Here is a 21,492-nt window from a genome sequence, read left to right on the forward strand (position 1 = left end):
AAATAAAAAAATATTAAAGTATTTTTTAAGAAATATTATTCTTTCATAAAGTAAAAACATTTTTTCATAATTGTATAAAACGATATCAAGAATTATCAACATAAATCATTACAAGGTTGAATTATTGTGAAAATATACAAATTAGTTTTAATGCGACACGGTGAAAGTGAATGGAATAAATTAAATAAATTTACCGGATGGATAGATATAGATTTATCTGAAACTGGGATAGTTGAAGCTGTAAGATCTGCTAAACTATTAAAATCAAAGGGATTTCAATTTAATTATGCATATACGTCTGTCCTAAAAAGATCTATACATACTCTTTGGACTATCATAAGATATTTAAATCTATCATGGATTCCAATAAAAAAATCTTGGCATTTAAATGAACGCCATTACGGGTCTTTACAGGGATTAAATAAAAATGATGTAATTGAAAAATATGGAGAAATACAAGTGCAACAATGGAGAAGAGGATTTAATATTTCTCCTCCACAAACAAGTATTTCAGAAAGAAAAATTTTAGCATTAGATCCTAAGTATTCTACTATGAATATTCAAGATATTCCATTATCTGAAAGCTTAAAATCTACATCTAAAAGAGTTATTCCTTTTTGGGAAACATCTATTTTTCCTAATTTTAAGAAAGAATCTAAAATTATTATAATAGCTCATGGAAATTCTCTTCGCGCATTAATAAAACATTTAAGTAATATAGACGATCAAGAAGTGATGAATTTAAATATTGCTACTGGTATTCCTATGGTATACGAATTTAATAATTATTTTGAACCTATAAAATATTATTATCTATGATAATTTGTAATATATTGATATTTTAAACATATAATATATATGTTCTATCACTGTTATAAAAAAATTAGCAGTAAAATCTATTTTGAATGACATTACATTATAATATTTTAGTTATTAATATTAGTTTAGATATTATATCTTGACATACAGTTTATTCAGTAATGATTTTAGAGAATAATATGATTAAAAAAATTGGTGTACTAACTAGCGGAGGCGATTCTCCAGGAATGAATGCAGCTATTCGGGGAGTAGTAAGAACTGCATTAAGTAAAAATTTAGACGTGCTTGGAATATACGATGGATATCTTGGATTATATGAAGATAAAATGGTAAATTTAGATCGATATAGTGTATCTGATATGATTAATAAAGGGGGTACTTTTCTCGGATCTGCTCGTTTTCCTAATTTTTTAAAGGAAAATGTAAGATTGATAGCTATTGAAAACATGAAAAAACGTAAAATAGATGTTTTAGTAGTAATTGGTGGAGATGGTTCATATATAGGTGCTAAAAAATTAACAGAAATGGGATTTCCTTGTATCAGTATACCAGGAACTATAGACAATGATGTAGCAGGAACTGATTATACGATTGGATACTTTACAGCATTAGAAACAATAGTAGAAGCAATAGATAGGTTAAGAGATACATCTTCTTCTCATCAAAGAATTTCTATAGTAGAAGTAATGGGACGAAATTGTGGAGATTTAACTCTGGCTGCAGCTATAGCAGGAGGATGTGAATTTATAGTATTACCTGAAATTAATTATATACAAGAAGAATTAATAAAAGAAATTAAAGCGGGAATTAAAAAAGGTAAAAAGCACGCAATAGTAGCTATTACTGAATATATTTGTGATGTTGAACAATTAGCCAAACATATCCAAAATGCAACAAAGCGAGAAACGCGAGCAACAATTTTAGGTCACATACAAAGAGGAGGTGCTCCAGTAGCTTTTGACCGAATTTTGGCTTCTAGAATGGGTGAATATGCTGTAGAATTATTATTACAAGGATATCAAGGTAGATGTATTGGAATTAAAAATGAAAAAATAGTAAATCATGATATTACCGATGCTCTAAAAAACATGAAAAGACCATTTAAATTTGATTGGTTAGTTACTGCAAAAAAATTATACTAACCAAAATAAATTGTACCTTGTTATCTATGTTCTTATTAATTTTAAGATTATTAAAGTTAAAATTTTAATTTAATCCTATACCAAAGGAATTTTCGCATGAGTAATAAAAAAAAATTGTATTATGGATACAATGTATTTTTGAATTTCTTGGTACAGGATTAATAACGTTGCTTAGTTATAGCTATGTTATATCGCTAAAATTAACAAATGAATTTGACCATTCATGGAAAATTAGTGTTGTATTAGGATTAAGCACTTGTATAGCAATATATATTAGTATATTTATATCTGGTGCGCATCTAAATCCAATTATTACTTTATTGTTTTTTTTATTTTTTAATTTTAATCCCAAAAAGGTTATTCCTTATATTACATCTCAAATATTTGGTTCTTTTTTTTCTTCAATGTTAGTATATGAATGGTATTATCACTTATTAATACACTTTAAGAAAAAAAAAATTATAAGAGGTAATTTAGATAGTTTAGAATTAACTTCTATTTTTTCTTTTTTTCCAAATAATAAAATAAATATAGTACAACTTTTTGCAATAGAAATTGTTGTTTCTTGCATATTTATATTTATAATTTTAATTTTAAACGATAGTAAACGAAGTTTTTTCGTTAAGATGATTATTTCTCCTATATTAATAGGCATATTAGTGTTTATAATTGATTTTTGTATTTCTCCAATAACTAATTTTACATTAAATCCTGCACACGATATTGGATCTCGTATATTTATTTTTTTATCTGAATGGGAGAAAATAACATTTACGAGTGGATTAAATATGATTTATTTCTTTGTTCCTATATTTGGGACAATTATAGGATCAATCATGTCTTTTTATATTTATACGTATATTAAAAAATTGAATTTTTTATGAATAATTAATTTCAAAAAATACAGATTCATTCCATAATAGAAATTATGGTTAATATTTTTAAAAAACGATGCAAAGTTAATGCCGCTGAACCTATTAAAAAACCATCAATTTCAGTAATACTACATAATTCTTTAATATTATTTTCGTCTACAGAACCACCATATTGAATCAAAAATTCCTTCTCATTTACATTTTGATTTTTTATAATATAATTTTTTATAAAAGAACATGTATTTTTTATAAAACAAAGTGATGGAATTTGTCCTGATCCAATAGCCCAAATAGGTTCATAAGCTATAATTGTATTACAAAAAGCTTTTTTACCTAACAAATGAAAAATAACATCTATTTGATTCTTACATATTTGTTGTGTCATACCAGAATTGTAATCTTCTTTAGTTTCTCCAATACATAATATTGGAATTAGTTTAGCATCCTTTATAATTTTAAATTTTTTTGCAATTAATAAATCATTCTCTTTATGATATAATTTTCTTTCAGAATGTCCAATAATAATATATTCAACATGTACGTCTTTCAACATATCAATTGAAATTTCTCCAGTAAAAGCCCCGTTTAAATGTACATCAACGTTTTGTGCTCCTACTATAATGTTTGTATTCATAACAATGTTGTGTGTTTGATGTAAATATGTAAAAGGGGGAAAAATAATTAATTTTGACGCTATTTTATGTATTTTTACAAAATCAACTATAGGTTTTAATAAACTTTGGAGTAAAGCTGTACTTCCGTTAAGTTTCCAGTTAGCTGCAATTATTTTTTTGGTCATGATCATATCTCGTATAAAAGACAACTAAGTTACTAATTAAATATTGTAAGTTAGTAACTTAGTATTAAGTTTCGTAATTTATAATTATTAAATTATATCTGTAATAATTTCAAAATTTTAAGCCTATAAAATTTTGAAAATATAATTTTTTTTACATATGTCGAATTAAAAAATTGTCTTCAGCACATCTTAACTAAATAAAAAATAAAAAATTAAATATGCTAATTGGAATTTTAATAAAAACAATAATATTTTGCGTACTTACTATAAAAAACTTAAATTACATTATAAATAATATAAATGTACTTAATTAAAATTATAAAAATATTTCGTTAATCTACATTTTTGCAGCTTTGAATGCTTCAGTCATAGCATTTGAAAAATCTTTTTCATCTTTCTTTTTATCTTGTTTTTCAATACCTTCTTTTTTATTTAAACATTCGGATATTATAGCAGACAAAAAAATAGTTTTATTTTTTCGATCTATACTATTTATTTTTACATCTACTTGTTTCTCAATAATGAAGTTTTTAAAAACCGATGAAATATTAGTGTCTACAAAAGGTAGTTCTGGTATTTTTATATATCCTTCAATAAATTCAGCTAGTTGAATGACAATAATTTTATCATCTATTTTTTTAACAATTCCAGATACTATCTGCCCTTTTTTATGATCAGAAATATATTGAACAAATGGATCTTCTTCTAATTGTTTGATACCTAAAGAAATACGTTCTCTTTCAGGGTCAACTTGTAATACTATCACTGAAATTTCATCACCTTTTTTATATTTTTTGACTGCTTCTTCTCCTGATAATATCCAAGATATATCAGATAAATGTACTAATCCATCAATCCCACCATGTAATCCAATAAAAATTCCAAAATCAGTAATAGATTTTATTTTTCCTTGTACACGATTTCCCTTACTGTTTAATTTTGAAAACTCTTTCCATGGATTAATTTTACATTGTTTTAACCCCAAAGAAATACGCCTTTTTTCTTCATCAATATCTAATACCATTACTTCTACAATAAGATTGACATGTACTACTTTAGAAGGATGAATATTTTTATTAGTCCAATCCATTTCTGATACGTGAACTAAACCCTCCACCCCTTCTTCGATTTCTACAAAACATCCATAATCTGTTAAATTTGTGACTTTTCCAGTTAATTTCGAACCTTCAGGATATCTTTTTGAAATGTTTGTCCATGGATCTTCACCTAATTGCTTTAATCCTAACGAAACTCGCGTTTTTTCTCGGTCAAACTTTAGTATTTTTACCTTTATTTCATCACCTATATTAACAATTTCACTAGGATGTTTTACTCTTTTCCATGCCATATCTGTAATATGCAGTAGTCCATCTACTCCACCTAAATCTACAAAAGCACCATAATCAGTAAGATTTTTTACTATCCCTTTAGATTCCATACCTTCTTGCAACGTTTCAAGCAATAAATTACGTTCTATGTTATTTTCTGATTCAATTACTGCTCTACGAGATACAACAACATTATTACGTTTTTTATCTAATTTAATAACTTTAAACTCTAATTCTTTTCCTTCTAGATGATTAGTTTCTCGAATAGGACGAACATCTACTAGAGAACCAGGCAAAAATGCTCGAATTTCATCTAATTCTACAGTAAAACCTCCTTTTACTTTTCCATTAATTACCCCAAGAACTATGTTAGAATCTTTGTACGCTTTTTCTAAAGTTAACCATGCTTCATGACGCTTAGCTTTTTCACGAGACAATAATGTTTCTCCAAATCCATCTTCAATGGCATCTAGAGCAACATCAACTTGATCTCCTATTTTAATTTCTATATCGCCTTTAACGTTTTTAAATTGTTCTATAGGAATAGTAGATTCAGATTTTAATCCAGCATCAACTAATACAGTATCCTTATTTATATCGATAATGATACCTTGAATAATTGATCCTGGTTTTGTTTCAATAGTTTTTAAGGATTCTTTAAACAATTGAGAAAAGGATTCAGTCATATTGATGACCTTAAATTGTGATTAAAACATCTATTATTAACATCATGTATAATAGTATTTATTTTGTGAATTCTATGATAGTCTTTACCATAAATTGTTTTTAAAATTTAGTACTTTTATTAATATCTTTTATATTTTTATATATTGCATACACACATTAACGACCTGTTGAAAATTCATATCAGTTGAATCTATTATGATAGCATTTTTTTCTGGAACTAAAGGTGATATTGCTCTATTATAGTCACGATAATCTCGTTTTTCCATCATAACAAGTACTTTGTTAAAATCTGTTTCTATTCCTTGTTTTGTTAAATATTGTAACCGTCGTTGTACTCTAACATTTAAGTTAGCTTTTAAAAAAAATTTAACACAAGCATCAGGAAAAATAACAGTACCCATATCTCTTCCATCAGCTACTAAACCTGGAAATCGACGAAATAATCGCTGTTGAAATAAAAGATATTTTCTAATATATGAAATGCTAGCTAATTTAGAAGCAATATTTCCTATTGTTTCTGTATCCATTTGATTTAAAATATTTAATTTTTTATTGTCGTTTTTAAAATTTTTGTTGTTTATAATATTAAAAAAATTTAAAGATCGTAATAAAAAAATTAAATCTTTTTTTTTATATTTTTCGTTCGAAACTATCGATGCTAAACATCTATATATCAATCCAGATTCTAAAATGTTCCAATTTAATTTTTCAGCTATTTTTCTGCATAATTTACTTTTTCCTGATCCACTAGGACCATCTATAGTAATAACAGAAATACATTGTTTCATGAAAAACCTTAATTTACAATTCAAATCATAATGTGGGTAGTATTTGTTATATTTTAAAATTAATGTTAAGATTATATACAATGTACAGTTAAATTTATTTATATGAGATGCAAATTTTATATATATAGAAATATTTGTATTTTAGAAACTAATATATTCTAATTCTCGAAAATAATTTGGAAATGTTTTATTTACACAACTTGGATTTAATAAAGTTACTTTTTCATTAGACAGCGCTATTAAAGAAAAACACATAGCCATTCTATGATCATTATAAGTATTAATGTTAGCATGAAGAAATTTTTTTGGTGGAGAAATATGAATGTAATCATTCCCTTCTTTTATTATAGCTCCTATTTTTCTTAATTCTATAGACATTGCAGACAATCTATCAGTTTCTTTTACTCTCCAATTATAGATATTTCTAATAATAGTATCTCCGATAGAAAATAAAGCAACCATAGCAATAGTCATAGCTGAATCGGGTATATCATTCATATCTAAGTCCACTCCGTGTAACTTTCCCTTTCTACAACAAATGAAATTATTTCCTATGGTGATAAACGCACCCATTTTTTTTAATATTTTTGCAAATTTTATGTCTCCTTGAATACTGTTTAAACCCACACCAGTAACACATACCGATCCTCCTTTAATAGCAGCAGACGCTAAAAAATAAGAAGCAGAAGAAGCATCTCCTTCTATGAAATAGTTTCCTGGCGACTGATATCGTTGACGACCTTGAATATAAAAGCAGCTATAGGATTCATTAATTATGTTGATTCCAAATATTCTTATTAATTTAAGAGTCATATCTATATATGGCTTAGATACTAATTGTCCTAGTATTATAATTTTAGAATCTAAAGTAGCAAGAGGAGCTGCAATAAGCAAAGATGTTAAAAATTGACTAGAAATTGATCCATCAAGAGTTATATTTCCTCCAGAAAATCCTCCTTTTATGTAAATCGGTGGATAACCTTCTGTTTCGCAATATTGAATATCCGAACCTCCACTTTGCAAAGCATCAACTAAATGTTTTATAGGTCTTTCTTTCATTCTTTTGTCACCTGTTAAAAATACGCTATTTTTATTTAATGACAATACTGCTGTTAAAGGCCTCATAGCAGTTCCTGCATTACCTAAAAATAACGATAATTTTTTATCTACATACAGTGACTGAAGTTGTCCTTTAATTGCACATATAGTTTTATTTTCAGATAAGGTCCAATGGATCCCAAACATTTTTAATGCATCTAACATACATTTGGTATCATCACTATATAAAAAATTATGTAAATAAGTGATACCTTCTGACATAGCTGATAACAATAGTACTCGATTAGAAATACTTTTTGATCCTGGTAAATTCACAGTTCCATTGATAGATGAAATTGGATTAAGCGTTATGCGATCTTGCATTATGAATCTCTCTAAAAATAGTTATTATATTAACCCAAAAAATACACGATAATATTTCCTACTATTTTGAAAAGGTTATTAAATTATCTATATTTTTGTTCAAAAATTTTCATAAATTTTATTAGTTTTAGTACACCCTCTATAGGCATAGCATTATAAATAGAAGCCCGTAATCCACCAATCACATTGTGTCCATTTAAATAGTGCAATCCAAAATCATAAGATTCTCTTAAAAATGGTATAAGAAAATTATTATTTGCAATAGTAAACGTAATATTCATAACAGAACGATTATGATTAACTATGTTATTAACATAAAAATCAGTACTATCTATCATTTCATATAACAAATTAGCTTTATTTTGATTATATTTTTGTATAACTTTCAATCCACCCAAGTTTTTTATCCATTTTAAAACTAAATTAGACATATATAAAGAAAACGTAGAAGGTGTATTAAACATTGAATTGTTTTCAGACAATATTTTATAATTTAAAATAGATGGACATATACTTTTTACCTTTTTTAATAAATCTTGGCGTATAATAACTATTGTTATTCCAGATGGACCTATATTTTTTTGTGCACTAGCATAGATGACACCGTATCGTTCAATATTTATAATTCGGGAAAACAGAGTGGATGAAAAATCACCTACTACAATGATGTTGTCATTAAAATCTGGTTCTTCATGAATGGCTATTCCTTCAATCGTTTCGTTAGGACAATAATGTAAATAAGCACTTTTAAGATTTATATTCCAATTATTTATAGAAGATATGTAGTGATTTTTATTAGAAACTTTTCTAACATTAATAATATTAGGAATACAATATTTTTTACTTTCTAATGCTGCATTATATGACCAATATCCGCTATTAATGTAATCTGGATTTGTTTTATTTCCAAGTAAGTTTATTGGTATAGCTGAAAATTGTCCTCTTGCTCCGCCATGACAGAACAATACTTTATAATACTTGGGAACATTCAGTAATGTTCGCAAATTATATTCTAGCTCTTCTAATATTAATATGAATTCTTTACTTCTGTGACTGATTTCTATGACAGATTTTCCAGAATCATTCCAATTGCATAACTCTAATTGTGCTTTTTTTAACACCTCTTTAGGTAGCATAGAAGGACCTGCACTAAAATTGTAAACTATATTTTTATTTTTATCCATAAGTTAATCCAATGATATTAAATTCTGATGTTCCGTGAATTAAATTTTAACATTAATAAACTCTCATAATACATGCTTAAATTTTTTATAATACAACAAGTGTTATATATTTTTATAAAAACTTTAATCCTCTCATATAATTTTTTTGTAATATTTTAGGTATCTCTATACGACCGTCAGAGCACTGGTAGTTTTCTAAAATAGCAGCTAATGTTCTACCAATAGCTAATCCTGATCCATTAATAGTATGTAAAAAATAGTTTTTATTATTAATATTTGAACGAAATTTGGCATATATACGACGTGCTTGAAAATCTAACATATTAGAACATGAAGATACTTCACGATAAGAATTTTGAGATGGAAACCATGCTTCTAAATCATAGGTTTTTGCAGATGAGAAACTTAAGTCTCCCGAACACAATAGCATTTTACGATATGGTAATTCTAATAAGGTTAAAATTTTTTCTGCATGTAATGTTAATTCTTCCAATTTTTCCATAGAACTATTTGGATGCACAATTTGAACAATTTCTACTTTTTCAAATTGATGCATTCTAATTAATCCCCTAGTATCACGTCCATATGAAGAAGATTCTGAACGAAAGCAGGGAGTATTAGCCACCAGCATTATGGGAAGTTTGTCTTCTGAAAGTACACAATTTCGAAATAAATTAGTTAATGGAACTTCTGCCGTGGGTATTAGTACATAATTATTATCTTTTATTTTTTCAGGAGATAACTGAGTATAAAATAAATCCGTACTAAATTTTGGCAATTGTCCTGTCCCATACATACTAGATTTAGATACTAAATAAGGCACATAAGTTTCTAAATATTTGTGTTGTACAGTATGTACATCCATCATAAATTGTCCTAATGCACGATGCAATAAAGCAATATTACCTTTCATAACAACGAATCTAGATCCAGATATTTTTGCTGATGATACCCAATCAAAACCATCTATTTTGTTTCCTAATTCAACGTGATCTTTAGCTTGAAAAGAAAAACTTCGTATGTATCCCCAACGGTATATTTCTTGATTGTATTCGCTGTTGCGTCCATTTGGGGTAAAATCATCAGGAATATTGGGAATATAAGTTAAAAAAATATGTATTTTTTCCAAAACTTTTTTTAGTTTTTGTTTTATATGAAATAATTCTTTAACAATTATTTTTGCTTTATTTTTAAGATCAGAAAAATCTTTATCAATATCATGATTATTTTTTATAAGATTAGAAATAATATTGTGTTCTGATTGGAGGTTTTCAGTTTTTATCTGTAATGATCTTCTTTTTTTTTCTAAAGCAATAAACAATTCTTTATCTAATGAAAATCCCTTTCTTGCTAATTTTTGTGCAATAGGATTAATATCGTTTCTTAATAGTTTAATATTTAGCATATTTTTAATTAATTTTGTATTGTAAAAAACATATTTAATTTTAATAGAATTTTTCTGATAAATAATATTAATATATTCAAAACTATATTTTTTAATTATTTATTACAGTTATATTTCAGAATATTTTTATTATTGATATTTAAACTTAAAGTAAATATAAAAAATAAATCATTTACAATCAGGTTTACATAATATTTGTTTTATGTAATAACGTTTTATAACCATTGTTTATGAATTTTATCATTTAGATTATGTCATTATTATTTACATAAATTATATGATTTAATATTAATGTTTAAAAAATAAAAATAAAATAATTATATTTTTTAAAATATTTTGTTATTTAAATATTAATAGAATTTTTCAAAAAAAACATAAAAATAATGGTATTAATCAAATCTTTTAAAAAAGAAAAATTTCATGATCTTAAAAACGTACAATTATAAATTGTATTACATTCTAATTATAAACATAACATTTTTGATAAGTTATAAATTTGCATAAAAAAATCAAGAATGTAGTCAATTTTAAAAATATTACTTACTATTTTATATACTATTCGCTTTTAATAATCTAGTTTATTATTATGGTATAATGTTATGCATATCGTACGCAAAAAAATATACCGTTATAAAAAATTTTTTATTATAAATACTCTTATTATTTTGTAGTTTTTGATAAACAAAATTCAATATTTTATTATATACTGTATAACAAGTATCTTAAATTTTACATTTCTAGTATAAAGTATCAATCAATATGAATACTATTCAACATAAAAAATTAATTATCATTGGATCAGGTCCAGCTGGATATACCGCAGCTATTTATGCATCTCGAGCTAATCTTTTTCCTACATTATTTACTGGAGCAAACCCTGGAGGACAATTAACAAATACCAATTCAATTGAAAATTGGCCTGGTAATTCCAAAACTATAACTGGAACAAAATTAATGAATAAAATGTATAATCATGCAAAATCACTAAATACTATTGTTATTTCTGAAGAGATCATTAAAGTAAAATTTGATATACATCCTTTAGTATTAATAAGTGAATCAAATAGAAAATATACTTCTGATGCAGTAATTATTGCTACAGGATCTTTAACAAGATACTTGGGTTTACCTTCAGAAAAAAGATTTATGGGAAAAGGTGTATCGACATGTGCTACTTGTGATGGTTATTTTTATAAAAATAAAAACGTTGCTGTTATTGGAGGAGGAAATTCTGCAATAGAAGAAACATTATATTTATCAAATATAGCAAAATTAGTGCATTTGATTCATCGAGGAAACATTTTTCGCGCTGAAAAAATATTAATTTCGCGTTTATTAAAAAAAGTAAAAAATAATAATATTATATTACATAAAAATAGCGTAGTTAATGAAATTTTAGGAAACGATAAAGGTGTAACTGGGATACGAACAATTAATAATAGTGGCATTAAAAAACAATATCATGAAATTAATGTATCTGGAGTATTTATAGCCATTGGAAGTAATCCTAATACTAAAATCTTTATAAATCAAGTTTCTATGAAAAATAATTATATTGTTATTAAATCTGGAACACATGGAAACTATACTCAAACTAGCGTTCCAGGAGTTTTTGCAGCTGGAGATGTAATAGATCACGTTTATAAACAAGCTATTACCGCAGCTTCTAGTGGTTGCATGGCTGCTTTAGATGCAGAACATTATCTTAACACATTATAAAAATATAAATATTAATATCAATGTAATTTTTACTAATTTATATACCCTAAATTCAGAGGAAAAAATCAAATGGCTAAAGAAGATAATATTGAAATGCAAGGTACAGTAATCGATACCCTTCCTAACACTATGTTTCGTGTTGAATTAGACAATAAACATGTTGTAATTGCACATATCTCTGGAAAAATGCGAAAAAACTACATTAGAATTCTTACTGGAGATAAAGTGACAATAGAATTAACTCCTTATGATTTAAGTAAGGGAAGAATTATATTTAGAAGTAGATGATATTTTTACATAACGAACATATCTATAAACACTTGATATGCATATCAAGAACATAATTAGTATTTTTAAAATTATTGATTATAACATGTTGATAAAATATTTATTTAAAATGTAGATGTTATATCTTTATATTAAATAGTTACAGTATCTACAATATTACATATAATTTTTTAAAAAAATAAAACTTGTACGTAAATTATATCCATATTTTGAATTATATTAAATACTAAAAAGTTTAGGAATGAATAAGAATGCGCACGAAATACTGTGGAGAATTAACTTTAAAGCATGTAAATAGAAAAGTAATATTATGTGGATGGGTTAATAAATGTAGAAATATAGGAAAAATATTTTTTCTAGATATGAGAGATCGAGAGGGTATAGTACAGGTTGTTTTTCATAATTCATCTACTCATTTGTTTCAAAAAGCTATAAATTTAAAAAATGAGTTTTGCATTCAAGTAACTGGAATAGTTCGAGAAAGAAATGAAAAAGACAAAAATCACACACTATTGACTGGAAAAATAGAAGTTTTAGCCTCTACACTAAAAATTATTAATAAATCGCAACCTCTACCTTTAGATTTTCATAAAAAAAATTTAGATGAGTCTCGTTTGAAATTTCGTTATTTAGATTTAAGACGTTTTGATATGATGCATAATATAATAATACGTAATGATATTACTACCATAGTAAGATCATTCATGAATCGACATAAATTTCTAGATATTGAAACGCCTTTATTAACTAAATCTACTCCAGAAGGATCCCGCGATTATATTGTTCCAAGCAGAATTCATAAAAACAAATTTTATGCTTTACCACAATCTCCTCAACTATTTAAACAATTGCTAATGATCTCTGGAATTGACAAATATTATCAAATTGCTAAGTGCTTTCGAGATGAAGATCTAAGATCAGATCGGCAACCAGAATTTACTCAAATTGACATGGAGGCTTCATTTATAACAGGAAAAAAAATACGTAACATTGTAGAAAAAATGATTAAATATTTATGGAAACAAATATTAAAAGTTCATCTAAAAACCTTTCCAGTACTTACTTTTAATGATGTTATAAAAAAATATGGAACAGATAAGCCTGATTTAAGAAATCCTATGAAATTTGTCCATGTTACTGATCTACTTAAAAAAGTAAAAAATGAATTGTATTCTATGTTGAATTTAGATATAGGATATTTAGTAATTGCATTATGTGTACCAAATGGTGCTATTTTAAGTATAAATCAATTACAAACATATAATAAATTTATAAAAAAATATACTAATCAAAATTTATTTTTTGTAAAAATAACGAATACGAAAAAAAAAGACAATATTAAAGGTTCTATCTTACATTTATTAGATGATCAAGTTTTACAAAAGTTACTTAATGAAACTTCTGCAAAACATGGCGATATTATATTTTTTATTTCAGATACTAAAAATTTAGCAAATCACGCTATGAATAAATTAAGAATAAAAATTGGAAATGAATTAAAAATTACTAATGAAAATTCTTGGAAACCTGTATGGATTATTGACTTTCCATTGTTTCAGAAAAATGAAATAAATTGTTATACTTCTACTCATCATCCTTTTACTGCTCCAAAAAATAAAAAAAAGTTAATGTTAAACAAAAATTTAGATAAAATTCTCGCTAACTCTTACGATTTAGTTATAAATGGATATGAAATTGGAAGTGGATCAGTACGAATTCATAATGAAGAAATACAAAAAACTGTTTTTAAAATATTAAAAATTAATAAAAAACAACAACAAGAACAATTTGGATTTTTTTTAAAATCATTACGTTTTGGAACTCCACCACATGCTGGAATTGCTTTAGGACTAGACAGAATCGTTATGTTATTAACTAACAGTAATAATATTAGAGATGTGATTGCTTTTCCTAAAACTACTTCTGCTTCATGTTTAACTACTGGAGCACCAAGTAATATTGATACTGATATATTAAAATGACTTTAAATGATTATGTAAAATTGTTATATAATAAAATTATTCAGGATATACAAAACATGTATTATATTTCATAAATTAGTTGATTTAATGCACAATAACGTTATTAATTACAATTTAACATACAACACTATTAAAATGGTACAATAATTTTGCCTTAAAATTTAATGAAATAATCAATTTTTTTATCTTTTAATATGACTAATTAAAAAAATACCAGTCGAAAATAAAACAACAGAAGGACTAACGGGAAAATGAAAAAATGTTGATAATATAACACCTCCTGTTATAGAAATCATTCCTATAAAAATTGAAAAAATAGCCATTTTTTCTGGAGAAGATGAAAAAAATTGCGTAGTTGCAGAAGGGATTAGTAATAATGATATAATAATTAAAGATCCTATAAATTTTATTGCAATACTAATAGTCAAAGCAATTAGAAACATTAAAATAAAATTTATTTTATACACATTAATTCCATCTATTTTAGCTAGATCAGAATTAATAGTTACTAATAACATATTATTCCAATATTTTAATATAATCAAAAGAACTATAATGCAACTAAAAAATATGAAAATTAAATCAGGAACAGTAACTTCTAATAAATTTCCAAACAAATAGTTTGTAAAACGCTCTTTTTGAGTGCTTGACACTACACTCATTATCATCATACCTAATGATAGTGAACTATAGCCTATAATTCCAAGAATAGTATCTAGAGATAGAGCAGAATGATATTCAATCCAATGAACGAATACTCCAAAAAATAGAATAATAATCAAAACTATATAAAACGGATGTATATTAAACAATATAGCACATGCAATGCCTAATAATGAAGAATGAGATAAAGTATCTCCAAAAGATGATATACGACGCCAAATTATAAATGAACCAAGGGGGCCTGCAATCATAGCCAATAACATTCCAGCTAACCATCCAGAAAAAAGTAATTGATACATATTTAACTTGTATTCTCTTAATATTAAATTTACTTTGTTTAAAAATCGTGATAATGATTATGTTTATGATGATATAAAGCTAATTTATTCTTTTTTAAATGCCCAAAAATAGCAATAAACTTCGAATCTTTCGAAACTACCTCTGGTGATCCTGAACAACAAATATGTTTATTGAGACAAATCACTTCATCTGTATTAGACATTACTACACTTAAATTATGAGAAACCATTAAAATAGCACATTTTAAATCGTTTTTAATTTCACTAATTAATTTATAAAACATCGTCTGTCCTAAAAAATCCATACTTTGCGTTGGTTCATCTAAAACCAGTAATTGAGGATTATTTAATAATGAGCGAGCTAACAATATTTTTTGCATTTCTCCATTAGATAATTGTTTTAACGGAATATCTATTAAATGAATAGCATTTACACGTTTTAATACACTTAAATTAGATGTTTTACTTTTAAACAAACTCATAAACCTATTTACTGTAATGGGAAGAGTTGTATTAAAATATAGTTTTTGTGGTACATATCCAATGCGTAAGTGTTTGTTATATATTACTTTCCCCGAATTAGGTTGCAAGAGTCTAAGTATTACTTTTACTAAAGTAGATTTTCCTGCGCCATTAGGACCAATTAACGTTAAAATACGATTAGCAATTAAAGTTAATGAGATATCAGAAAGAATTTGTATTTTATTGAAATTTACTGAAACATTTTTTAATGAAATAAATAATGACATATTCAGTGAACATTGTATAAAATTACTAATATAATATGCTATCATAAAGTTGCATTTATTTAAATAAAAAATTCGATTCTGATATGAAACAACGTATGTATAATACCCATTGCAAAATATAATAAAACAATGTTTTATTATAATATTCAACTATAGTTAACTAACCAAAACTCATGATTAAGTAAATATAAAAAAATTCATGATTTACATTATTAAAAAATGAATAAAAAATTAATTGTGTTTACTAAAACATATACTTAATTTTTTTATAGTATGTTGTGTCGATAGTTTATAAGGGGAACATAGGAAAACCTGAACCGTGTTATATAAATTTAAAAATATTTCATTTATTACTCTAAAAAAACACTTTACACTTATAGTCAGTTTTTTTGTAATTATTTTTTTTGAAATTATATTTGTTAATTGTAGTTCTTTAGATTATCATACAAAAAATGAACGAAAAAATTTTCAAGTAAACAAAAAATTTAAATATTCTTGTTTCACTAAAAAACATTTTTTTTTAGGTTATTTTAAAAAAAATACATCTCTTAATTATTCCTATAATACTTTGATGAAAAATTTAACGTTTAATAAATTATACACATCGAGTATCATTCCAAAACATAATTCATGTTTTTTTACACTATCAACTCACAGTACAAAAAATTTTTCTCATAAAATATTTACACGTTATATGAAAAAACATTGTAAATATATAAGTATTAAAGGGTGGTTAAACGAAAATTTTGTAAAAACTGCTAAGAATTCTGGATTAGATATAAACGAAATTACTAATATAATACATATTATAAAACATCAAATTCGTTTTCATAAATTAAAACATAATAATCCATTCAGTATTTTAATTAAAAAAAATACATGTAATAAAAAAATTTACAAAAATAAAATTATAGGTTTAAAAATATACCACAAAGGAATAAATTATTATGGTGTGATGGCAGGAAATGGAAAATTTTATGATAAAGAAGGATACAGTTTAATGGAAACGTTCCTGAAATTTCCATCGTTAAAAAAATATCGCATTTCTTCTACTTTTAATCCGCATAGATTAAATCCAATAACTAAAAAATTTTCTCCCCATCAAGGTGTAGATCTAGCCATGCCCATAGGAACTCCTATCTTGTCAACCGGGAGTGGAGAAATTATACAAACTAAACGTAGCTTAGCAGCAGGAAGATATATAGCTATCAGACATAATGTAAAATGCATCACTAGATATATGCATTTAAAAAAAATTTTAGTTAAAGTAGGAGAAAAAGTAAAAAAAGGAGAAAAAATTGGATTGTCTGGAAATACAGGTTATACTACTGGACCACATTTACATTATGAAATATGGTTCAAAAATAAAGTTATTAATCCTGAAAAATTAATAATTCCAGAAAGATTATCAGGAGATAGTTTAAATAAATATTTAAAATCTCTAAAAGAAATCATTTGGTATCTTAGAAATATTTAGTTAAACATTTAATTTTTTATTCAATTTCCTTTAATTTCATCAAATTATACTTTTAAAATTCTACTAGTATTAGTTTTTCCTATTTTTCCCATTATATCTCCTTGCGTGATAATTACTAAATTACCTGCATGTAAAAAACCTTTATTTTTCAATAATACAATTGCATCATTAGCTGCTAATACACCGGAATTTTTGCTATTAAAAAATATAGGAGTAACTCCACGATATAAAGAAGTTAATTTGAGTGTGTTAATATGAGAAGATAAAGCAAAAATCGGAAGACCGGAAGTAATGCGTGATGTCATTAAAGCTGTTTTTCCTGATTCTGTCATAGTAATAATAGCAGTAATTCCATCTAAATGATTAGCCGTATACATAGCTGACATGGCAATTGCTTCTTCAATATCATAAAATTTATCGTGTATCCTATGACGAGATACATTAATACTTGGTACTTTTTCTGCACCTTGACAAATTTTAGACATTATTTTTATTGTTTCAATTGGATATTGTCCAGCAGCAGTTTCTGCCGATAACATTACTGCATCACTTCCATCTAAAACAGCATTAGCTACATCCATGACTTCTGCTCTAGTTGGCATTGGGCGCACGATCATAGACTCCATCATTTGAGTTGCTGTTATTACTACTCTATTTAACTGACGAGCACGTCTTATTAAAATTTTTTGAATACCAACTAATTCTGAATCGCCTATTTCTACACCTAAATCACCTCTCGCTACCATAATAGCATCTGATGCTAATATGATATCATCAATAATATTTTGGCTAGATACTGCTTCAGCACGTTCTATTTTAGCAACTATTTTCGCTATGCTACCACATTTTAATGCTATATTACGTGCTATCTTTATATCTTCACTACAACGAGGAAAGGAAACAGCTAAGTAATCAACTCCAATTTTAGATGCGATCTTAATATCTTCTTTATCTTTTTCAGTTAAAGTTTCAGCAGACAAACCCCCTCCAAGTTTATTTATACCTTTATTGTTAGAAAGCATTCCTCCTACAATTATTTTAGTTAGTACTGTACTACTTGTAGTACTAATTACTTCTAATTGTATTCTTCCATCATCTAATAATAATATATCTCCTTTAAAAACGTCATCAGGTAATTTTTTATAATCTATTCCTACTTGATTTTCATTTCCTAAATTCGCATTTAAAAAAGCATCTAAAATAAATAGTTCTCCCATTCTTAATGTTACTTTACCTTTTTTAAATTTTGAAATACGAATTTTTGGACCTTGTAAATCACCTAGCAATGCAATGTATGTATCCAATTTTTCCATAATTTTTTTTGCATTTTTAGCTCTAAGCTCGTGTTCTTCCTTAGTACCATGAGAGAAATTTAAACGAAGAACGTTTACTCCTGATTGAATCATTTCTTTAAGAACAGTATTATCATCTGTAGATGGACCTAAAGTAGCAACAATTTTAGTTCGTTTAAAATACTTTTTCATATTTTCATCTTAAATGAGAGTTTTAATGATATAAACAAATTTTTAATAAATATTTTCGTAAAAACGTAAATCTTAAGTTTCATTTACGAAAATATAGCTATGGTATATAATTTTATTAATTATAATCAACACTGTAAATATTTTATATAAATATATTGTCATTTTTAAAGTCTTTAGCTTAATAAACGACATCAAGTAATGTAAATTTTTTATTCAATATAATACTAATATATATTATAATTCATTTAAATAAAAATAATAATGATTTTTATTATCATGCTTATGATAATAAAAAGATGGATATTGTATACATACACTGTATGCAACAATTAATGTATAAATTAAAATAAAAATTTTAAAAATATATAGTACAACAAAACTGTGAGTATATAGAATTAAAATAATAAGGAAATAATTATGAAAGAAACAAATACAACATGCTATCTGGTTATTTTTGGTGCGAAAGGAGATCTTGCTTGCAGAAAACTTTTACCTTCTTTATATCAATTAGAAAAAATAAAAAAACTGTCAAAAAATATGAAAATTATCGGAGTTGGACGAGCTAATTGGGATAAAAATGTCTATTCAACTGTAGTTCGTAAATCTCTAGAGAAATTTATGAGTGAAACTATCAAAAAAAATATATGGAATGTTTTTTCTCTTCGATTAGAATTTTGTGATCTCGATGTCAATAATATTCATAGTTTTTATAAACTAAAAAAAATGTTTATTAAAGCTAATCATTTAATTATAAATTATTTTGCAATGCCACCTAATACATTTAGTGCTATTTGCCAAGGATTAGGAAAAATAAATTTAAATCTTGAGCCTACACGTATTATAATAGAAAAACCATTAGGCTCTTCTTTACAAACTTCTCAAAATATAAATAATGAAATTAGTAAATATTTTAAAGAAAATCAAATTTTTCGTATGGATCATTATTTAGGTAAAGAGACTATATTAAATTTACTAGCCTTTAGATTTTCTAATTCTATTTTTTATCACAATTGGAACAATAATTTCATAGATCATATACAAATAACTATTTCTGAACAAATAGGAGTTGAGGGTAGAAAAGAATATTTCGATAATACAGGCCAAATTCGAGACATGGTACAAAATCATTTATTGCAAATATTAACTATAATTACAATGTCTCCACCAATAAATTTATATTCCGAAAATATTCAAAACGAAAAAATAAAAATATTAAAGTCATTACGACCATTTAACAAAAAAAACATCCATAAAAAAGTAATATTAGGTCAATATACTTCAGGTGTTGTAAATGAAAAAAAAATACCTTCATATTTAGAAGATATAGGGGAAAAAGTACATAGCAAAACTGAAACGTTTGTATCGATGAAGGTCAACATTGACAATAAACAATGGTATGGAGTTCCATTTTACTTAAGAACGGGAAAAAGACTTCCCAAAAAATATTCAGAAATAGTTATATTTTTTAAAAATGTACCAATGAACATTTTTAGTCACCAAGATGGTAATTTACCAAAAAATAAAGTAACTATTTCTTTGCAACCAAATGAAGGAATAAACATTCAAATTCTAAATAAAATTCCAGGATTAGAATCTAATTATAAATTAGACGTAACTAATTTTAATTTTAATTATTCTCAATGCTTTAAAAAGCACAAGTTATTTGATGCGTACGAACGATTATTATTAGAAAGTATCAGAGGAAATCGATCTTTATTTGTAAGTCGAGATGAAGTAGAATTGGCGTGGTATTGGATTGACTCAATTTTTAGTTCTTTGAATTCTCAAAAAAAATTATTACATTTATATCCTGCTGGTACATGGGGGCCTCGTTCATCTCATGATATGATACAAAAAGATGGTTATGAATGGAACGCTCCATAAATTAAAAATTTTTTATAAATATAAGTGAACCAGTATAAAATATTTTCATATTTAATATAGTATTAAAAAATAATGTCTTATCCAAAGAAATGTTGTTATAGTTAATCATTAATGTGAATTGTATTTATTGTAATGTTTGTAAACATCTAATTACTGTCCTTAAACATGTAATAGTATCATTTAAAATATGTATTATATGGTAATAAATTCTATAAATTTAAATATCACAATAATATAAAATATATTTTGACAACCAAAATATACAATATAAATAATTTTTGTCTAATAATTAATATTATCTTTTTTATAAATTTTTACAGATGTGCATATAAAATATTTGACATCAATAACTAAATTTTAAAAAATATTCTAAATTATATTATTACAATGCACCTAATATTATTTGAAAATAATTCAAAAACAAAACTAGTTTATAAAGTATACATAAATATCAATTGTAAGTTAATATGAGTATTATCATTACAAGATAAAAAAATT

At 25.4% G+C, this 21,492-nt stretch carries 17 protein-coding genes; 8 read left to right on the forward strand and 9 right to left on the reverse strand.

Annotated elements, in window-relative coordinates:
* Nucleotides 1-126: 126 nt before the first annotated feature.
* The 3 genes from gpmA (at nt 127) to U0T59_01430 (ending at nt 2,845) form a co-directional block, all read left to right on the forward strand.
* Nucleotides 127-819 (forward strand): 2,3-diphosphoglycerate-dependent phosphoglycerate mutase, encoded by a 693-nt coding sequence (gene gpmA / locus U0T59_01420; protein ID XBC43102.1) that lies wholly within the window; start codon nt 127-129, stop codon nt 817-819.
* A gap of 179 nt (nt 820-998) precedes the next feature.
* Nucleotides 999-1,961: a 6-phosphofructokinase gene (gene pfkA, locus U0T59_01425; protein XBC43103.1), complete on the forward strand. Its 963-nt coding sequence runs from the start codon at nt 999-1,001 to the stop codon at nt 1,959-1,961.
* Between the two features lie 125 nt (nt 1,962-2,086).
* Nucleotides 2,087-2,845: an aquaporin gene (locus U0T59_01430; protein XBC43574.1), complete on the forward strand. Its 759-nt coding sequence runs from the start codon at nt 2,087-2,089 to the stop codon at nt 2,843-2,845.
* Nucleotides 2,846-2,870: 25 nt separating this feature from the next.
* On the opposite strand, the gene tpiA is transcribed toward U0T59_01430, so the two are convergent.
* The 6 genes from tpiA to serS all read right to left on the reverse strand — a co-directional run bounded on the left by tpiA (nt 2,871) and on the right by serS (nt 10,449).
* Complete coding sequence (gene tpiA, locus U0T59_01435; GenBank protein ID XBC43104.1) at nt 2,871-3,635, reverse strand: triose-phosphate isomerase; 765 nt, start codon at nt 3,633-3,635, stop codon at nt 2,871-2,873.
* A 337-nt stretch (nt 3,636-3,972) separates the two neighbouring features.
* Nucleotides 3,973-5,649 (reverse strand): 30S ribosomal protein S1, encoded by a 1,677-nt coding sequence (gene rpsA / locus U0T59_01440; GenBank protein XBC43105.1) that lies wholly within the window; start codon nt 5,647-5,649, stop codon nt 3,973-3,975.
* A 129-nt stretch (nt 5,650-5,778) separates the two neighbouring features.
* The gene (gene cmk, locus U0T59_01445) at nt 5,779-6,438 is read right to left on the reverse strand and encodes a (d)CMP kinase (GenBank protein ID XBC43106.1); all 660 of its coding nucleotides are present in this window, start codon (nt 6,436-6,438) and stop codon (nt 5,779-5,781) included.
* Between the two features lie 141 nt (nt 6,439-6,579).
* Entirely contained in the window at nt 6,580-7,860 is a 1,281-nt protein-coding gene (aroA, locus tag U0T59_01450) for a 3-phosphoshikimate 1-carboxyvinyltransferase (GenBank protein XBC43107.1), read from the reverse strand.
* 83 nt (nt 7,861-7,943) lie between these two features.
* Nucleotides 7,944-9,044, reverse strand: coding sequence for a 3-phosphoserine/phosphohydroxythreonine transaminase (gene serC / locus U0T59_01455; GenBank protein XBC43108.1), 1,101 nt, complete (start codon nt 9,042-9,044; stop codon nt 7,944-7,946).
* Nucleotides 9,045-9,156: 112 nt separating this feature from the next.
* Entirely contained in the window at nt 9,157-10,449 is a 1,293-nt protein-coding gene (gene serS / locus U0T59_01460; protein XBC43109.1) for a serine--tRNA ligase, read from the reverse strand.
* A gap of 759 nt (nt 10,450-11,208) precedes the next feature.
* Between serS and trxB the strand changes: the two genes are divergently transcribed.
* The 3 genes from trxB to aspS all read left to right on the forward strand — a co-directional run bounded on the left by trxB (nt 11,209) and on the right by aspS (nt 14,438).
* On the forward strand, nt 11,209-12,168 hold the full coding sequence (trxB, locus tag U0T59_01465) for a thioredoxin-disulfide reductase (GenBank protein XBC43110.1): 960 nt from the start codon (nt 11,209-11,211) through the stop codon (nt 12,166-12,168).
* A gap of 69 nt (nt 12,169-12,237) precedes the next feature.
* Nucleotides 12,238-12,456: a translation initiation factor IF-1 gene (gene infA, locus U0T59_01470; protein XBC43111.1), complete on the forward strand. Its 219-nt coding sequence runs from the start codon at nt 12,238-12,240 to the stop codon at nt 12,454-12,456.
* Between the two features lie 251 nt (nt 12,457-12,707).
* Nucleotides 12,708-14,438 (forward strand): aspartate--tRNA ligase, encoded by a 1,731-nt coding sequence (gene aspS, locus U0T59_01475; GenBank protein XBC43112.1) that lies wholly within the window; start codon nt 12,708-12,710, stop codon nt 14,436-14,438.
* Nucleotides 14,439-14,620: 182 nt separating this feature from the next.
* Here aspS and U0T59_01480 read toward each other — a convergent pair whose 3' ends face one another.
* Both U0T59_01480 and znuC read right to left on the reverse strand, forming a co-directional pair.
* On the reverse strand, nt 14,621-15,400 hold the full coding sequence (locus U0T59_01480) for an iron chelate uptake ABC transporter family permease subunit (GenBank protein XBC43113.1): 780 nt from the start codon (nt 15,398-15,400) through the stop codon (nt 14,621-14,623).
* A 38-nt stretch (nt 15,401-15,438) separates the two neighbouring features.
* The gene (znuC, locus tag U0T59_01485) at nt 15,439-16,149 is read right to left on the reverse strand and encodes a zinc ABC transporter ATP-binding protein ZnuC (GenBank protein XBC43114.1); all 711 of its coding nucleotides are present in this window, start codon (nt 16,147-16,149) and stop codon (nt 15,439-15,441) included.
* Nucleotides 16,150-16,843: 694 nt separating this feature from the next.
* Between znuC and U0T59_01490 the strand changes: the two genes are divergently transcribed.
* Nucleotides 16,844-17,626, forward strand: a complete 783-nt coding sequence (locus U0T59_01490; protein ID XBC43115.1) for a peptidoglycan DD-metalloendopeptidase family protein — start codon at nt 16,844-16,846, stop codon at nt 17,624-17,626.
* Nucleotides 17,627-17,670: 44 nt separating this feature from the next.
* Here U0T59_01490 and pyk read toward each other — a convergent pair whose 3' ends face one another.
* A complete protein-coding gene (pyk, locus tag U0T59_01495) occupies nt 17,671-19,110 on the reverse strand; it encodes a pyruvate kinase (GenBank protein ID XBC43116.1) in 1,440 nt (479 codons plus the stop codon).
* 417 nt (nt 19,111-19,527) lie between these two features.
* On the opposite strand from pyk, the gene zwf reads away from it, so the two are divergent.
* Nucleotides 19,528-20,994, forward strand: coding sequence for a glucose-6-phosphate dehydrogenase (zwf, locus tag U0T59_01500; GenBank protein XBC43117.1), 1,467 nt, complete (start codon nt 19,528-19,530; stop codon nt 20,992-20,994).
* The last annotated feature ends 498 nt before the right edge of the window (nt 20,995-21,492 follow it).

Origin of the sequence: Buchnera aphidicola (Meitanaphis flavogallis), from assembly GCA_039830035.1 — a bacterium.
Taxonomy (GTDB): domain Bacteria; phylum Pseudomonadota; class Gammaproteobacteria; order Enterobacterales; family Enterobacteriaceae; genus Buchnera_B; species Buchnera_B aphidicola_AZ.

What these genes read in the sequence shown, in the direction of transcription:
- pfkA (XBC43103.1), top strand. Translation starts at nt 999, where the DNA reads ATGATTAAAAAAATTGGTGTACTAACTAGCGGAGGCGATTCTCCAGGA.
- tpiA (XBC43104.1), bottom strand. Translation starts at nt 3,635, where the DNA reads ATGACCAAAAAAATAATTGCAGCTAACTGGAAACTTAACGGAAGTACA.
- rpsA (XBC43105.1), bottom strand. Translation starts at nt 5,649, where the DNA reads ATGACTGAATCCTTTTCTCAATTGTTTAAAGAATCCTTAAAAACTATT.
- cmk (XBC43106.1), bottom strand. Translation starts at nt 6,438, where the DNA reads ATGAAACAATGTATTTCTGTTATTACTATAGATGGTCCTAGTGGATCA.
- aroA (XBC43107.1), bottom strand. Translation starts at nt 7,860, where the DNA reads ATGCAAGATCGCATAACGCTTAATCCAATTTCATCTATCAATGGAACT.
- serC (XBC43108.1), bottom strand. Translation starts at nt 9,044, where the DNA reads ATGGATAAAAATAAAAATATAGTTTACAATTTTAGTGCAGGTCCTTCT.
- serS (XBC43109.1), bottom strand. Translation starts at nt 10,449, where the DNA reads ATGCTAAATATTAAACTATTAAGAAACGATATTAATCCTATTGCACAA.
- trxB (XBC43110.1), top strand. Translation starts at nt 11,209, where the DNA reads ATGAATACTATTCAACATAAAAAATTAATTATCATTGGATCAGGTCCA.
- infA (XBC43111.1), top strand. Translation starts at nt 12,238, where the DNA reads ATGGCTAAAGAAGATAATATTGAAATGCAAGGTACAGTAATCGATACC.
- aspS (XBC43112.1), top strand. Translation starts at nt 12,708, where the DNA reads ATGCGCACGAAATACTGTGGAGAATTAACTTTAAAGCATGTAAATAGA.
- U0T59_01480 (XBC43113.1), bottom strand. Translation starts at nt 15,400, where the DNA reads ATGTATCAATTACTTTTTTCTGGATGGTTAGCTGGAATGTTATTGGCT.
- znuC (XBC43114.1), bottom strand. Translation starts at nt 16,149, where the DNA reads ATGTCATTATTTATTTCATTAAAAAATGTTTCAGTAAATTTCAATAAA.
- U0T59_01490 (XBC43115.1), top strand. Translation starts at nt 16,844, where the DNA reads ATGAAAAAACATTGTAAATATATAAGTATTAAAGGGTGGTTAAACGAA.
- pyk (XBC43116.1), bottom strand. Translation starts at nt 19,110, where the DNA reads ATGAAAAAGTATTTTAAACGAACTAAAATTGTTGCTACTTTAGGTCCA.
- zwf (XBC43117.1), top strand. Translation starts at nt 19,528, where the DNA reads ATGAAAGAAACAAATACAACATGCTATCTGGTTATTTTTGGTGCGAAA.